Origin of the sequence: Bacillus sp. BML-BC051 (assembly GCF_019656175.1) — a bacterium.
GTDB classification, from domain to species: domain Bacteria; phylum Bacillota; class Bacilli; order Bacillales; family Bacillaceae_G; genus Bacillus_A; species Bacillus_A mobilis.
Genome location: NZ_BPLI01000013.1, coordinates 1 through 15,772, shown reverse-complemented (window position 1 = coordinate 15,772; position 15,772 = coordinate 1). Strand labels below are relative to the sequence as shown.

The window sequence follows — 15,772 nt, the reverse complement described above, 5'->3', positions numbered from 1 at the left end:
CTCCTGTTGTTTTATTGTGCAGCAATATCGATAGTACTTCCTAATAAAATTATACTTTGTGTAGTACCACCACTCACATTATCAAAAGCATTTGTAGAAAGAGGCAATCCGACTGCTGTTACATAAGAGTCTTTAAATATATCCTTTAAATTACCTGAAAATATAAGTTGGAAGCTTTCGAAATCATCAGTTAGTATGTGAACATAGGTAAATGTTTCATTATTGAAGAGGTCTTCTTTAATTTCTACTACGGTTCCATTAATAGTTATTAATTTTTCCAAGTAAGGTGTTATATTCTTATCTAAATGTTTATAACTGATTGAATGATCAATTAAGCTTTTAGTTGCATTTACATCGGCATCTACTTTTGCTGGAAATAAATTCAAATGCCCATTAATAAATGTACTGCTAGTTTTATTTAGAGAAGAATGTTGCCCAGGTAAAGATGATAGGTATTGTTTATATGTATCTACTTGAGGATTTTTTGTGTTTGTTGTATTGTTTTTGACACTATCTTTAGGGTCCTCAGAAGCTTTAACTGGTGTATCGCTAGAGTTTGACGAATTATTTGATCCTAAGGCAACAGTAATGAAGAGTATTCCAAAACATAGTCCCATATACTTTAACCACTGTTTAGTTTGATTGTTCTTTTTAATCATTGATATTATAACCATGATTAAGCATACAATAATACCAATTAAAGATGTTAAACCTAAAAAAGCCTCCATGTAAGAGTATTCCTCCTTTAATATAATAAAAGCACTATATAATAATATATTATTTGTAAGATTATTTCTACCATATAAAGTAAAAAAACAGTATATTTTTACTGTTGAATGTAATAAGTAAGGCATTAATTGAGAATGAGTTGTATCAATTATTGAAGTATATGACGATTATAATTTTGATGGATAGTGTGATTATTATATATAACAAGAGACAGTGTTTATTTACTTTGGCTGGGCTCATCGATATGTATAAGAGCAAGCAGATAATAACTCTAACATTGTAAATGAGTATAAAGAAACACCCTCAAGAAAAAATCTTGAGGGTGTTTCTTACGCCTTTTTAAGCAACAAATACATAAAGTAAGGAGCGCCAATTAAAGCAACAACAATACCTGCTGGGATGCCATTAGGTTCAACGATGTTTCGGCCAATTGTGTCTGCTAATAACAATAGCCATCCGCCGATTAAAAGAGAAATCGGCATGAAAATTTGATGTCTTGGACCTACTAAAGATTTTGCGATATGAGGAGCCATTAGTCCGACAAAGCTAATTCCTCCTGTTACGGAAACAGCTGCAGCAGCAAGCGCAACGGCTGCAACTAATAAGTATCGGCGTTCTTTTTCAATTTCAATTCCAACGCCGATTGCGACTGGTTCGTTTAATGCTAGAATGTTTAATCGATTTGCTTTATAGAAAACGAACGGAATTAATACGATTAACCATGGGAGCATTGCTAAAACGAAGACCCAGTCATCTCCCCAAATATTTCCGGCAATCCATTTGGCGATAAAGTCCACTTTCATACGATCAGCGGATGAAATAAGGACAATCATCATTCCAGATAGTGCAAATGAAAAACCAATACCAGTTAATGTTAGTCGGATTGGTTGAAGTCCAGTTGATTTACTATAAGAAAATACGTAAATTAGAACAGCTGTCAGAAATGCGCCGATAAATCCAACAACAGGTAGTAAGTAAAGAAATGAACCTACATCTATTGGAAAGTATAAAAAGAAAATAGCAACAGCAACACCAGCCCCGGAGTTGATTCCGAGAATACCAGGTTCCGCTAAATCATTTCGGGTAATACCTTGCAGGATAGCACCTGATAAAGCGAGAGCCATACCAGCTAATAATGTAATAACAATTCTAGGTAGTCGTAAAGAGTATAAAACAAACTCCTCTTTAAAAGTCCCTTGTCCCATTAATGTTGGGAGTAGTCGATCATAAGATAAAGATGCTGAACCAAGTCCCATTCCAACTACAATGGTGGTGATGGTCAGTATTAGTAAGGCGAGTATAATAAGACGTTGTTTTCTTAGAATAGATTGCATCATGAGAATGTTTTTCCTCCTTTACGTACAACGAATAGGAAGAATGGCAGTCCAACAATTGCGACAATAGCGGCAACTGGTGTTTCGTACGGAGCGTTAATAGTACGTCCGACTGTATCTGCAAGTAGCATAAAGGAAGCTCCAGCAATTGCTGACATCGGTATAACAAATCGGTAGTCCGGCCCAACAATTGGACGTACCATATGAGGCACCATTAAACCGATAAATGCCATATTTCCGACAAGAGCTACAGAAGCACCAGCAAGTAAGATAATAATGATAAAGAGAATGGTTTTAATAACAATAATTTTTTGACCTAGCCCAACAGCAACTTCTTCACTGAAACTAAGTACTGTCAATTTTCTTGCAAATAAGATAGCGATAAAGATACTAATTGAAATGACTGGAATAATAATTTTTAATTGGCCCCAAGTTGTTCCAATTACGCCCCCAGCAGTCCAAAGTGATACCTCTTGTGAAATTTTAAAATAAATGCCGACACCTTCTGAAATTGCAAGCAAAAATGCTGAAACGGCAGCCCCTGCTAATACAATTCGAAGAGGAGAAAGTCCGCCTTTTTTCACCATGCCAATGCCAAATACCATAATTGCGCCAATTGCAGCACCGATAAAGCAAGCAAATGTTAAGTAAAGATAGCTAATGGAAGGGTTAAAGGCTAGCGTTAACGCAAGTGCAGCATTTGCTCCACCAGATAGCCCTAATAATCCAGGGTCTGCAAGTGGGTTTCGTGTTAATCCTTGCATAATTGCCCCAGAAACAGCAAGTCCAGCTCCTACAAAAATAGCAGCTACTTCACGTGGTAAACGAATTTCGCGAATAATAGATAGTTTGTCCCCTTTAGCGGAGGAAGTGAGTGCTAACCATACATCTTTTATTGAAGTATCTGCAGCCCCTAATACCATTGCCACCATAAAAATAAGAAAGAATGCAATTATGCTCAAAATGAGTTTGTATGTAAAAGCTATAGAACGTGGATTGTCGTGATCTTTTGTCATTCGTTTCACATCTTTTCTGTTCATAGAATAAAGGAAGAGGAATTCTTAATTTAAGAATTCCTCATGTTTGTATTATTTACCAAGAAAGCTCTTCTTGAAGAAGTCTAGTTGGAAATCTAATGTAAGTGGATCATTGAAATAGAATTCCATCATGTTTGCTTCGTATACGCGATTATTTTTTACTGCTGGGATGTTTTTATATGATTCTGTCTCTTGGAATGAGTTATCAGTATCTTTGTTTTTACTTACGATTAAGTAATCACCAGCAAACTCAGGTAATACCTCAGTAGATAATGCGTAGTAACCTTCTTTTAATGCTTTTTCTTTTACTTTTTCAGGCATTTTTAATTTCATTTCTTGGTACAGAATTTCTGTTCCACGGCCCCAGTTTTCGCCGTATACATAAAGCTGTTTGTTGAAGTTTTCTACAACAGAAACTGTTGCATCTTCACCGATTTTTGCTTTAATTTCTTTACCAGCGTCTTGTGCACGTTTCTTGAAGTCATCAACCCAAGTTTTTGCTTCTTTTTCTTTGTTTAATAACTTACCGATTTCTAAATGCTGTGTTAAGTAATCAACTTTTCCGTAAGTGTATGTTACAGTAGGAGCGATTTTCTTTAACTTATCAACATTTTTAATATTTGATAAACCAATGATTAAATCTGGATTTAGTTCAGCGATTTTTTCAACGTTTTCATCTGATACTTCAGCAACATCTTTAAGTTTGCTATCAAAACGTGGGTTTTGTTTAGACCATGAATCTACCCCAACAAGATTTACATCTAATGACATTACGTTACCAGCGAATGATGATAAAACAACAACACGTTTTGGGTTTGCGGGAACTTCTACTTTACCATTTTCAGATCGGTATGTAATTGTTTCTGATTTACTGCCTTTTGCATCGTTCTTTTTGTCTGTAGAGCCATTGCTACAAGCACTCATAACAAGAACGAAAAGAACTGTTAGTGAAATAAATAACTTTTTCATCGTCTTTCTCCTTTAACATAGATGATATGTGTATACAATAATTTGTTTAACTGCGATCTTTTTGAATGAGTAGTGGTAATGCAAAATGTTCATTAAAAATCTTGAATATGAGATTTTGTAATATAGTATTAACCATATTAATAAAAGAAGATGTAATCTCAAATTTGCTAATTATTAACAAATTGATAATGATTATCACTATTGATTCTTTAAATAATATAATTTTATATAGGTGTATTGTCAATAGTAATTTTGATTGTAAAATTTGCGGAAACAGGTTATATTTTATTGAGAATGATAATCAATGATTAGTAGCTGAGGAGTGAAGGTTAATGAATAGAGAAGAATTGTTTGATGTAACCGTGATAGGCGGGGGACCTGCAGGGCTTTATTCAGCTTTTTATAGTGGACTCAGAGAGATGAAAACAAAAATAATAGAATTTCAACCACAGTTAGGTGGAAAAATACATGTTTATCCGGAGAAAATGATTTGGGATATTGGCGGATTATTACCGGTTACTGGTGAAAAGTTAATTGAGCAACTTGTACAACAAGGGTTAACATTTCAGCCGGAAGTTGTATTGAATACAAAGATAGAATCAATTATTCGTAATAAAGATGGTATTTTCACGTTAAAAACAAGTACTGGAGAAGAACATTTTTCAAAAACAGTGATCGTTGCAACTGGAAGTGGTATATTAAATCCACAAAAGTTATCAATAGAAGGTGCGGAGCGATTTGAAGTATCAAATTTAAATTATACAGTTAAATCGTTAAAACGTTTCAAAGATAAAACGGTCATTATTTCAGGCGGAGGTAACTCCGCAATTGATTGGGCAAATGAGTTAGAACCAATTGCGAAAAAAGTTTATTTAACATATAGAAAAGAAGAATTATCTGGTCATGAAGCACAAGTGAAGCAACTTATGAATAGCTCAGCGGAGTGTTTCTTTAATACCTCTATTACAAAATTAATTGCTGGTGATAATCATGAAGCGATTGAATATGTAGAATTAACAAATCACGAGACAGGTGAAGTTGCCCATTTGCCTATTGAGGAAGTGATTATTAACCATGGATATGAGCGTGACATTACATTATTAGAAAATAGTGAATTAGACGTTGCAATTATAGATAATTATTATATTGCAGGGAATGCAAATAGCGAGTCTTCAGTAGATGGATTATATGCTGCGGGAGACATTTTAAAGCATGAAGGGAAATTACACTTAATTGCGGGAGCATTCCAAGATGCTGGAAATGCTGTAAATAAAGCGAAACAATTTATTCAGCCAGATGCAAGCGAGTATGGAATGGTTTCTTCGCATAATGAAGTATTTAAGAAGAGAAATCGTGAATTGATCAAGCAGATGATGAAATAATAAAAAACAAGTATACCCCCATTTACTTCTCTATTCGAATGATAAGAGAGGCAAATGGGGGTTTTCCTGTTTACTATATTTTCAATCATTATAATGACACCGGTTTCATTAGTTCATGTGGAATGAACGTTTTATTTGTAAATCTGCCTAGAAAACAATGAATCTATGTTTTGCTGACGCAGAACAGTATTACATTATGCTGTCCCTTTAGCTCGTTCGTTAGGAAATGGCATATTTAATATAGAAGCAATGTACTGTTTGCCATGCATGCGAGCTAATGATTCTAATATTTGACGGACGCGCTTTGTAAGATGTCCTTGTTCCTTTATAGCTTCACAATATGCGTCATAGAAAGCGTATTTAGCCCAAAGGAAATCATCTTGTTGGAATAAGAAATGATTTTTGTACCACTCCCTAATTGTATGGTAACAATTGTTTTCATGTATTGCTGTGCTTTGAGAAAGAATACGATCAGATAAAGATGTAGTTAAATGAGAAATTGTGTTTTCTGTTTCAGCCTGTAATGTTTTTTCTAACATTGTAATGATGTGACGAGTAGCCATATGTTAACTCTCCTTTGTGTAAATGGGTAATACCATTCTATATTTAAAAAATCCTTACTATATTATTATACAATAAATGGAATGCATCCACCTTCTTTTTAAATTGCATTTACAAAATCTTTTTTATTTGTTTACAAAAATAAAGTAAGATACAGTATATAGGAAAAAACAATAAAGGAATGAACGCGTTGTATATAACAGTAGAAGAAGCTGCGGAGTATTTGAATTTACCAAAGTCGTATATTGAAGAGCTAATTCAGCAAAAGAAAATTCGTGCGCTATTTGATGGAGAGCAATATTTATTAAATAAAGAACAATTCAATACACATTTAGAACAAATGGAAAAATATAAGCAATTAGTGGAAGAAATATTAAACGAACCAATTCCAGAAGATATGGATGTTAAAGACGAAGATTAAACGATGGGAAATCCCGTATGAAGATATGCAGAAATGTATATCCATACGGGATTTTTTTGTTTAAAGATATCAAAAGCCTAAGGAGCTTTTAGCATTTCTTCGAATATTGATAGGTAGTAGTCTACCATGTTAAAAGCATATTTTTTTCTAGTTAGGACAAACATAGAGAACGTAACCTGTACAGATACATATACTATCAGTGCAAAAGCTTATAAATTAATGGAAGGGGTTTTCTCGTGAGTTTATTTCATTGGGATTTTTTGAAAGACTTAATTGGATCTTTTGTGAGAGTAAACAGGGGTGGTCCAGAATCTCAAAAAGGAACAATAATATCAGTATGTTCGGACTACTTCGTATTGCAGAATGAAAAAGGTGAACTGTATTACTATCAACTTAATCATCTAAAAAGTATTACAAAAAATGCGAAAGACTGTGGATCAAGTGATTGCGATTGGGAAGATTGCGCATGTGCAGAAGACTTTGAAGCACTACTTCAAAGCTTCAAATATTGCTGGGTGAAAATTAATCGCGGTGGTCCAGAGAAAGTAGAAGGTATCTTACAAGATGTTTCTTGTGATTTCGTGACATTGATCGTAAAAGAAGAAATTATATTAGTTGCAATAAAGCATATTAAAAGCGTTAACTATAATGCTTTAGCATGCGGAGAGAGCGATGAGAGCGACGATAGTAGCAGTAAAGAAAGTAGTAGCAATAATTCAGGTCGCGCTCGTGCACAAAGACAATCAAGTAGAGGAAGATAATAAGAAAGGGGGATACAAAATTGGAGAACGTATTATGCTGTGACCAAATTAAATGTTTAGTTGGTGAGACTGTAAAGGTAAACCTTCGTGGACCAGAAAGTCGAGTGGGTGAGCTCGTATCGTTAGGAAAAGATTATCTAACGTTACAATTACCTCATGGTGAATTAGTGTATTATCAGTTGAAACATGTGAAGAGTCTAGTTAAGAAAGTGAAAGAAAGTAAATGTGGCGATTGCTATAGTTCATGTTTCTGCTCTGATGAGGATACTTTTTTAGATATATTAAAAGACTTGAAGTATAAGTGGGTAAAAATTAATCGTGGCGGTCCAGAATGTGTGGAAGGTTTATTAAGCGAAGTACATGCTAAATGTATTACACTAGTAAACTGTGATGAAGTTATTTATGTAATTAAGTCTCATATTAAGAGTGTGAGCCAAATAGTTAAATGTAAAAAGAATGAAGAAGAATAATGTTTGATAAATAAGAGGGGCATTATGGTTGAAGGTGAAGAACGATTTCTTATTTCGGATAGTACGAAAAGGAAGTCCTTACTATTCAGACGGAACATTGCCCCTGATTATTTTTTGAAATGAAAAATAGGAAAGCAAAAAATTTATAGGAAGGAGGATATAGATGAATGAGTTAAACAAAAGTATTGGAGAAAATATATATGTTAAATTAATCGGTGAAAAAAGATTTAAAGGTGTATTAATAGACGTGGGAAATGATATTGTTGTTCTTTACAATGGACAAGACTACGTATATATATCTTTATATCATGTACAATATTATAAATTTTTAAGACCACATGATGAAGAAATATTAAAACCAGATGTTGATTCTGTAATTAAGAGGGAGTCGCCTACCATTTCTTTAAGAAAAGTATTAAGTACTTCTAAAGGAATTTTTACAGAAGTTTATGTAGCAGGAAATGCTCCAATACATGGTTATGTTACAAGTGTAATGAACGATTATATTGTTTTTTATAGTCCAGTTTATAAAACAGTATATATATCTTTAAAGCATTTGAAATGGTTAATTCCGTATAAAGAAAATCAAGTCCCTTATGCCCTCAATAAAAATGAACTCCCCGTGAATCCGTTAAATATTACGTTAGCTAGAACATTTGAAGAGCAACTTATTAAAATGGCTGGCAAAATCATGGTGTTTGATTTAGGTGAGGAATCTAATAAAATCGGAAAAATGGCGAAGATTGATGAGGGGCATATTGAAATATTAAAAGCACGTGATGCAAAAATGTATGTGAATATTCAACATGTGAAATCTGTCCATTGTCCGTAGATTCGTTGAAAGGGCTGGCTTTTTCTTTTATATGTAGAAGAAAAGGTCGAGCCTATTTGTTTAGCTCGATTTGAATATGAGGGGAAAAATGAATTGAATAGAAATATGTTAGCCTGATCTATGAAGAGCTAATCTTGTGCAAAATTATAAAAAATATGTACGAGCCATTTTTTCATATATTCGATTTGTTTTTTTGAGGGAGAACTGTTCAACTACTATATTAAAGGGGTTTTGTTTGTGGAGCAGTTTTCAAATTCGTTATCGATTACATTACTTGGTAGTGCTGGTGGAGCAGCAAAAGCAGTTTTAGCCATTTTAAATCAAGCGATAGTAAATGAAAAGGACCCGATTTATGAATCGATAAAGAATGTTACATTTCATTTGGTTGATATAAAACAAAAAGATAGGACTTATTATGATGAGTTGTTTCCGAATTTGAAAGATCAATTGTTTTTATATGAAATCGACCTTCAAGATGTAGTGAAATTCAAACAACATTTGAAAGAAAAAAGTACGGGTGTTGTTATTGATGTTTCGGGGGCAGATACGATCAGAGTATTAAGCTGTTGTAATGAACTTGGAATTTGTTATATTAATTCAGCTTTGGAAAATGAAGCAGTAGATCAGGATGATAGTTTAATCGGTTTTCAGCTTACGGAAAGATATACGAGGTTTGAGAAGGAGAAAGAGAAATTTACAAATACAAAAGCAATTATAGGCTCAGGTATGAATCCAGGTGTTGTGCAATGGATGGTCGTTGAACTTATGAAGGAACGACCAAATGAAAAGCCAAGGGCATGCTATATAGTGGAACATGATACTTCATTTTTGAATGATACAGCACTGATAAAGCCTCATACACTTTATGCTTCATGGGCAGTAGAGCGATTTCTAGATGAAGCGATATGGAGCTATCCGATGTATATGAGTCATCATCGTCCCCTTTACTTTTATGAAGATGTATATGCTTCAGAGTATAAAGTAAAGTTAGGAGAGAAAGAGTTTCATGGTTGTTTAATGCCACATGAGGAAGTTTTAATTTTAGGGAAAAACTTCAATATGGAAGTGGGTTTTCTGTACCGAATTAATGAGTATACGACCAATGTAATTAGACAGAACTTAGATCGAGTAGAAGATTTATGGAATTGGAATCGTAAAGTATTTAATCCAGCGGAAGAAGAGATTGCAGGGGAGGACCTGGTTGGTGTGCTACTCGTTTATGAAAATAGCGAGACGTATATGTACAATGTAATGAATAGTAGCCAAGTTTTTCATAAATATAAAACGAATGCAACTTACTTTCAAGTAGGGTGCGGGATTTATGCAGGTCTGTGCAGTTTATTATTAGATCACTTTGGACAAGGTGCTTACTATGTCGAGGAATTATTATTAAATACAGAAAGTAAGTACGGCGAATATCTAAATTTATATATGAATAATTTTGTAATAGGACATAATAATTTTACGGATGGTCTGCTACATGATCGGGTAAGATGGATATAAGTTATAGCGAAAAGGAAGGAGAAATCTCCTTCCTTTTCGTATGATAAGGTTGTATATTGCCCTGAAAGCAATAATTTAAGGAGATAACACGTAGAGTTTTTGTATGGATCATAAGGAGTATTTATATGAACAAATTTAAAAGCTTGATACAGGAAATCCTTTTATATGTTGTACAACTAATGGAAAGTTATGCAGCGCAATATAGAGTGAGATTTCATTTGCAAGTAGATGGGAATCTACCTGTTATAAATGGTGATGATAAACAAGTAAAATAAGTGTTATTAAATATTATTAAAAACGGGATAGACTCAATGCCAGAAGGTGGGGAAGGCTTTTTATACAACAAAGGAGAATGGTACGGGACTGGGGTTAATGATTACATATAAAATTATTAAGGAACATCAAGGAAGTATCGCGATTCAAAGTAGCGTGGGAATAGGAACGAAAGTGGAAATTTCTTTACCGACAGTATAATGTACTAGAAGAAAATATTTTTCAGAAAAGTGTTCTTGTTGTGTAAATATAAACATTTTATAAAATGTTTAAAGAAGGGTTTTTTTTATAAAATACTTCGTTTATAATGGAGGAAAATATCGACATGAGATTTGTTATTCATGTAACGGTTCGGTAGTGTTAGGAAAAGAAGGGGTGCACGCGCATCCTTTTTTCTATGCAGATATTATGAAAGAGGTGGTATGATGGAATTAACATTAAATTCGACTGTATGCTTGCACACGATTCAATTTCGAAAAGAGCAAAAGAATTATATTGTAAAAGATACAATTACAGGAGAAAAATATGAAATGCCGCCACTTTGGATTGATGCATTGGCAATGATGCGTGACGGTTTTTTATTGGGAGAAATTGAGGAGAAATTAAAAGAAGATTATCCAGACGAAGAAATAAATATGTTAGCATTTACGAGGCAACTGTTAGAGCTAGAGCTTGTCGGAATGGTAGATGGAGAAGAAATAGCTTGTACAAAGAAGAAAGAGAAAGATTATTTAGCTTGGTTACGTCCTCGTGTTGAGCAATTCTTTCTTAGTTTAAATAAAAAAAATAGAAGCAAAGGTCAATGATGACCTTTGCTTTTTTGTATAGTTTGTTTAAAAAATTACAGCGAATGCCCTTGCAAAAGCACCGTCGCTATCTTTAATTTTTAAAGGTGCCGCTGAGAAAAAGAAACGTTTCGTGTGAATGGCATCTAAGTTTGTTAAGTTTTCAATTAAATAAATATTATTCCCAAGTAGTATGTGATGAATTGGTGATGTTTCTGTCGTTACCTCATCAGGAGAAATGAAATCTAGGCCGACCGATTTTACTTTTAATTGAACTAATTCCTCGGCTAATTCTTCAGAAAGATAAAAAGCTTCTTGTTCATACGCTTCTGTGTTCCATTTAGTAGATAGATTGGAGTGAAAAATAACAATATCTCCTTCTTTTATGTCAGCATTGTGCAATACTTCTTTAGGTAGTTTGCGTTCTTGTACATGAGTTACATCAATAAGAACAGCTTCGCCTATAAATTGATCTAGGGGTAATTGATCAATAGTCGTTGCGCCTGAAATGAAATGCGCAGGAGCATCACAATGCGTGCCAACATGAACGACAGAATGAAAATCTGTAACTTGATAGCCTGTCTCTTCAACGCTTGTAATGGCTCCTAAATTGATTTTTGGTGTTCCAGGGAATTGGGACATATTGTTTTCAAATGTTTGTGATAGGTCAATTACTTTCAATTTAAATACCTCCAATATATGTTTTGAAATATAAAAAACTCACCTTTCATAATCAAGAAAGATGAGTTTTGCACACAATAGTTACGTTTTATCTTTCAAAATGCAATGCATTTTGCAGGAATTAGCACCTATTCAGTTTGTATAAACTGAGGTTGCTGGGCGTCAAAGGGCCGGTCCCTCTGCCTCTCTTGATAAAGACATATTAAATTTTTGGTTCTGAATATTCATTGTATTTAAATTGTAATTCATTTCCTTTTTTCGTGCAATACAAAATAGGTATTCACCCAAATAAAGTTACTCGCATATTGTAGCTTATGTAAATAGAATGCTGCGAAGGAGTGAGTGCAGTGACAGGGAATGTATTGAATTATTACGCTGGTGGAAATACAGCTAGAGGATTTCATAATTTATATGATGAGAATTTGAAAGGGTTAGACAGATTATTTATTTTAAAGGGTGGTCCTGGAACCGGGAAATCTTCTTTAATTAAGGCAATAGGTCGTGAATGGGTTGAAAAAGGATATGATATTGAATTTTTACATTGTTCTTCCGATAATAAATCGGTTGATGGTGTAATTATCCCGAAGTTAAAAGTAGGAATTGTTGATGGAACATCTCCCCATGTTATCGAGCCGAAAATGCCAGGAGTTGTTGAGGAGTATATTAATTTAGGAGTTGCTTGGGACTCAGATAAATTAAGAAAGCAGAAGGTGGAAATTGAACGATTTGTTTCAGAAGCAAGCAAAGCTTTTCAAGCTGCTTACGCTTGTTTTCAAGAGGCGCTAATTATACATGATGAGTGGGAGAAAATATATATTAATAATATTGATTTTAATAAAGCAAATGACCTAACAGATCAGCTGATTCAGAAGCTATTTACAGATAAAGGCGGGAAACAATCGCTTGTGAAACATCGCTTTTTAGGAGCAGCTACACCAAAAGGAGCAGTTGATTTTGTTCCTAATTTAACAGAAGGATTACCACATCGTTATTTTATAAAAGGACGCCCAGGCTCTGGGAAATCAACAATGCTCAAAAAATTAGCTAAGGCAGCAGAAGAAAAAGGCTTTGCGGTTGAAGTATATCATTGTGGATTTGATCCAAATAGTCTTGATATGGTTATCGTAAGAGAGTTAGGGTTTGCCATTTTTGATAGTACCGCACCACATGAATATTTTCCGAGTCGCGAAGGTGATGAAGTTATAGATATGTATGCCCTGATCGTGACACCAGGGACAGATGAGAAGTATGCGACAGAAATTCGCGACGTGTCGATTCAATATAAAGCAAAAATGAATGAGGCGATGTCTTTCTTAGCGAAAGCGAAATCAGTTCGTGATAAATTAGAACGAATTTATATTGCTGCTATGGATTTTTCAAAAGTAGATGCATACAAAGAGGAGATTCAAAAAGAGTTTGAACGAATTGCGGTTAGTGTAAGAGAAAAGAACAAGTAAAAATAAGGAACTTTGGCAGGCTGTCGGGAATTTTCTGACAGCTATTTTAGTATGTAGTAAACTTAGTAATATATTTGTCGAATTTCCAAGGAAATAATCAAAAAATGGAGAGGGTATGAAATGAGAGAGAAAATTAGGTCGGAGTTAGAAAGAATTGAACAAGAGAATGATGTGAAAATTTTATTTGCGGTAGAATCAGGGAGTCGTGCTTGGGGATTTCCATCGAAAGATAGCGATTATGATGTTAGGTTTGTTTATATGCATCCGGTAGAGTGGTATTTATCAATTCATGATAAACGAGATGTAATTGAGTATCCGATTAGTGATGATTTAGATATAAGTGGATGGGATATTAAAAAGGCGTTACAACTATTCGCAAAGTCAAACCCAGCTTTACTTGAATGGATTCGATCACCAATTTTTTATTCGAAAAACACTCATTTTCCAGAACAGCTTCAGCAAATGAGTGATAAGCAATTTGATCCAAAAGCAACGATATATCATTACTTACATATGGCTTCAAAAAATTATCGTGAATTTTTGCAAGGTGAGAATGTAAAATCGAAAAAGTACTTTTATGTATTACGTCCTATTTTAGCTTGTAAGTGGTTAGAGGAGAAAACAACTTTGCCTCCTGTAGAATTCGATCGATTGATTACAGAATTATCATTAGAACGTAGTGTACTAGATGAAATTGGACAGTTGTTAATAAAGAAAAAGGCAGGTACTGAATTAGATATTGGATTGAAAATTGAGGTGTTGAACCAATTTTTAGAAGAACAAATTCATTACTATGAGCAATATGTAAAAGGAATTGAAAAGGGATCAGGGATTGATATTGAGAGTTTGAATACATTGTTTCGAGATATGTTGTTTGCAGTATATGAAAAAGAGCACAAGTGAGTTTGTGCTCTTTTTTATTTTGTAGGAATAAAGAAAACGGATATAGCTGCAAGAAGACCTGCAAATGAGAATAAGTAAAAATTCCATGCTAAGTCGTATTGCATTGTCATAATAATACCGACAAGAATAGGACCAGCAATTGCACCAACTCGGCCAAGTCCAAGTCCCCAACCTAAGGAAGTAGCCCGGATATGGGATGGGAAGTATTGTGTTACATATGCATTTAATATTTGAGTAATGCCGACTGATCCAATTCCAGCAAGACCAATTAAAAGATAGATGATTGTAACAGATGGTTTAATTGTTAATAGTCCAATACATATAGATGCCATAAGATAGGAGATGCTAATAACAATTTTAGCTCCTATACGATCCGCGATTGCTCCAGCAAATAACGCACCGATAGCGGCAGTAATATTTAGCATAAGTAGAAATGATAAACTAGATCCAAGAGGGTATCCTGCTTGGCGCATCATCTGGGGTAACCAAGTATTTAAACCGTATATTAAAAACATTCCCATTATATAAGTAATCCAAAAAAGTAGCGTTGCTTTTATGTATTCTTTTGAGAATAGAGTAAGAAATCCGTTTTTCTTTTGTGTATTAGCTGGTGTTTCAGGAATTTCATCTTTTTCATGGAATTCAATTTGAAAACGATTAAGAATTTGGTTCACTTCTTCTTGGCGATTACGTGATAATAAAAATTGAATGGATTCAGGTAAATAACGAATGATGAAAGGAATGAGGAGCAGTGGAATCATTCCGATGCCAAACATAATTCTCCATCCGAAATCTTCTAACATAAACATAGACAAAATAGCCCCTAACACGATCCCTAAAGGATAGCCAGTAAACATAAGAGCATAAATAAAAGATTGTCGCTTTTTTGGTGAATATTCAACAGTAAGTGCTGAAGCTGTTGGAATAACACCGCCTAATCCGATTCCTCCAATAAATCGAAATAGCCCAAATAATTCGGGGGAAGGAGCAAGTGCAGCTAGACCCATTGTGATAGAAAAAAGTGCTAAACAGCATATAAGTGTCCATTTTCGTCCAATTAGATCTGTAATGGTTCCAACTAGAATAGCACCAATAAACATCCCAAATAAAGCATAGCTAGCAATTGTACCAGCGTGTGTCGGTGAAAGTGCCCAGCTTTTGTCTTCTAGGAGTTTTGGTAGAACGGCACCGTAAATACCTAAATCATATCCATCAGCTAGAATGGCTAGCCAACAAATAAAAACAACAAGTTTTGTAATAGAGCTTGAAAAGACAGTTTCTGTAGATTCTAGATGAGGTGGAGCTGAAGGTTGCATAATGTTCACTCCTTTTGATTTATAGATAAATATATTATTTTATTTAATGTTAAAATTCATCTTCTTATGTCGAAATTTATCCCGCTTTAATGGGCAGTAAGACCCCCACCTCAAAATTCAGCGAAAGCAAAGAAGTTAGGTGGGGGATCAACTGCCCATAAAAGTCCGATTGGTTCAACTAATAATCAGTGGGGGATGAAGAAAACCCCCACTGATTAAAGTTTCACTTTATATCGATTTGTATTTTCATTCAGTAGGGTAATAATCTCATACAAGTAATTTGCCGCTCTATTTATTTTTAAAATACCTCTTGACACCAAATTAAATTATATCGCATAATATAAAAAATTAAACCGAA

The 15,772-nt window shown here is 34.2% G+C and carries 16 protein-coding genes, 1 pseudogene and 1 riboswitch; of the genes and pseudogenes, 10 read left to right on the top strand and 7 right to left on the bottom strand.

Annotated features, from left to right (window positions below; translation table 11 throughout):
- Positions 1-11: 11 nt before the first annotated feature.
- The 4 genes from K5S59_RS05655 to K5S59_RS05640 form a co-directional block, all read right to left on the bottom strand.
- On the bottom strand, positions 12-728 hold the full coding sequence (locus K5S59_RS05655) for a hypothetical protein (RefSeq protein ID WP_098239720.1): 717 nt from the start codon (positions 726-728) through the stop codon (positions 12-14).
- 330 nt (positions 729-1,058) lie between these two features.
- Positions 1,059-2,066: a FecCD family ABC transporter permease gene (locus K5S59_RS05650; protein ID WP_098258332.1), complete on the bottom strand. Its 1,008-nt coding sequence runs from the start codon at positions 2,064-2,066 to the stop codon at positions 1,059-1,061.
- Positions 2,063-3,103 (bottom strand): FecCD family ABC transporter permease, encoded by a 1,041-nt coding sequence (locus K5S59_RS05645; RefSeq protein WP_002070316.1) that lies wholly within the window; start codon positions 3,101-3,103, stop codon positions 2,063-2,065. Before K5S59_RS05645 ends, K5S59_RS05650 begins: the two co-directional genes overlap by 4 nt.
- A gap of 48 nt (positions 3,104-3,151) precedes the next feature.
- Complete coding sequence (locus K5S59_RS05640) at positions 3,152-4,069, bottom strand: iron-hydroxamate ABC transporter substrate-binding protein (RefSeq protein ID WP_000732586.1); 918 nt, start codon at positions 4,067-4,069, stop codon at positions 3,152-3,154.
- A 332-nt stretch (positions 4,070-4,401) separates the two neighbouring features.
- Between K5S59_RS05640 and K5S59_RS05635 the strand changes: the two genes are divergently transcribed.
- A complete protein-coding gene (locus K5S59_RS05635) occupies positions 4,402-5,451 on the top strand; it encodes an NAD(P)/FAD-dependent oxidoreductase (RefSeq protein ID WP_001078271.1) in 1,050 nt (349 codons plus the stop codon).
- Positions 5,452-5,645: 194 nt separating this feature from the next.
- Here the strand turns inward: K5S59_RS05635 and K5S59_RS05630 are convergent, their stop codons facing one another.
- The gene (locus K5S59_RS05630) at positions 5,646-6,014 is read right to left on the bottom strand and encodes a hypothetical protein (RefSeq protein ID WP_097844138.1); all 369 of its coding nucleotides are present in this window, start codon (positions 6,012-6,014) and stop codon (positions 5,646-5,648) included.
- Positions 6,015-6,193: 179 nt separating this feature from the next.
- On the opposite strand from K5S59_RS05630, the gene K5S59_RS05625 reads away from it, so the two are divergent.
- The 7 genes and pseudogenes from K5S59_RS05625 (at position 6,194) to K5S59_RS05595 (ending at position 11,078) form a co-directional block, all read left to right on the top strand.
- A complete protein-coding gene (locus K5S59_RS05625) occupies positions 6,194-6,433 on the top strand; it encodes a helix-turn-helix domain-containing protein (RefSeq protein WP_000993176.1) in 240 nt (79 codons plus the stop codon).
- A gap of 236 nt (positions 6,434-6,669) precedes the next feature.
- The gene (locus tag K5S59_RS05620; RefSeq protein WP_098872611.1) at positions 6,670-7,194 is read left to right on the top strand and encodes a spore coat protein; all 525 of its coding nucleotides are present in this window, start codon (positions 6,670-6,672) and stop codon (positions 7,192-7,194) included.
- A 20-nt stretch (positions 7,195-7,214) separates the two neighbouring features.
- Positions 7,215-7,664: a PI-PLC domain-containing protein gene (locus K5S59_RS05615; RefSeq protein ID WP_063262205.1), complete on the top strand. Its 450-nt coding sequence runs from the start codon at positions 7,215-7,217 to the stop codon at positions 7,662-7,664.
- A 163-nt stretch (positions 7,665-7,827) separates the two neighbouring features.
- Entirely contained in the window at positions 7,828-8,496 is a 669-nt protein-coding gene (locus K5S59_RS05610) for an LSm family protein (RefSeq protein ID WP_098872610.1), read from the top strand.
- Positions 8,497-8,733: 237 nt separating this feature from the next.
- Positions 8,734-9,999, top strand: a complete 1,266-nt coding sequence (locus K5S59_RS05605; RefSeq protein WP_098872609.1) for an S-adenosylmethionine decarboxylase related protein — start codon at positions 8,734-8,736, stop codon at positions 9,997-9,999.
- Between the two features lie 146 nt (positions 10,000-10,145).
- Positions 10,146-10,473: pseudogene (locus K5S59_RS05600) on the top strand (ATP-binding protein); the annotation flags it as partial.
- 224 nt (positions 10,474-10,697) lie between these two features.
- Positions 10,698-11,078 carry a hypothetical protein gene (locus K5S59_RS05595; RefSeq protein ID WP_098872608.1) on the top strand — a complete coding sequence of 127 codons (381 nt, stop codon included), beginning with the start codon at positions 10,698-10,700 and terminating at the stop codon, positions 11,076-11,078.
- 27 nt (positions 11,079-11,105) lie between these two features.
- Here K5S59_RS05595 and K5S59_RS05590 read toward each other — a convergent pair whose 3' ends face one another.
- The gene (locus K5S59_RS05590) at positions 11,106-11,738 is read right to left on the bottom strand and encodes a cyclase family protein (RefSeq protein ID WP_098258330.1); all 633 of its coding nucleotides are present in this window, start codon (positions 11,736-11,738) and stop codon (positions 11,106-11,108) included.
- An 85-nt stretch (positions 11,739-11,823) separates the two neighbouring features.
- A riboswitch (SAM riboswitch) is annotated at positions 11,824-11,936 on the bottom strand.
- 149 nt (positions 11,937-12,085) lie between these two features.
- On the opposite strand from K5S59_RS05590, the gene K5S59_RS05585 reads away from it, so the two are divergent.
- Together K5S59_RS05585 and K5S59_RS05580 are read left to right on the top strand one after the other, a co-directional pair.
- Positions 12,086-13,195, top strand: a complete 1,110-nt coding sequence (locus tag K5S59_RS05585; RefSeq protein ID WP_098258329.1) for a PRK06851 family protein — start codon at positions 12,086-12,088, stop codon at positions 13,193-13,195.
- Between the two features lie 120 nt (positions 13,196-13,315).
- Positions 13,316-14,098 carry a nucleotidyltransferase domain-containing protein gene (locus tag K5S59_RS05580; protein WP_098258328.1) on the top strand — a complete coding sequence of 261 codons (783 nt, stop codon included), beginning with the start codon at positions 13,316-13,318 and terminating at the stop codon, positions 14,096-14,098.
- Between the two features lie 14 nt (positions 14,099-14,112).
- Here K5S59_RS05580 and K5S59_RS05575 read toward each other — a convergent pair whose 3' ends face one another.
- Positions 14,113-15,414 carry an MFS transporter gene (locus K5S59_RS05575; protein WP_001183108.1) on the bottom strand — a complete coding sequence of 434 codons (1,302 nt, stop codon included), beginning with the start codon at positions 15,412-15,414 and terminating at the stop codon, positions 14,113-14,115.
- Positions 15,415-15,772 lie beyond the last annotated feature (358 nt).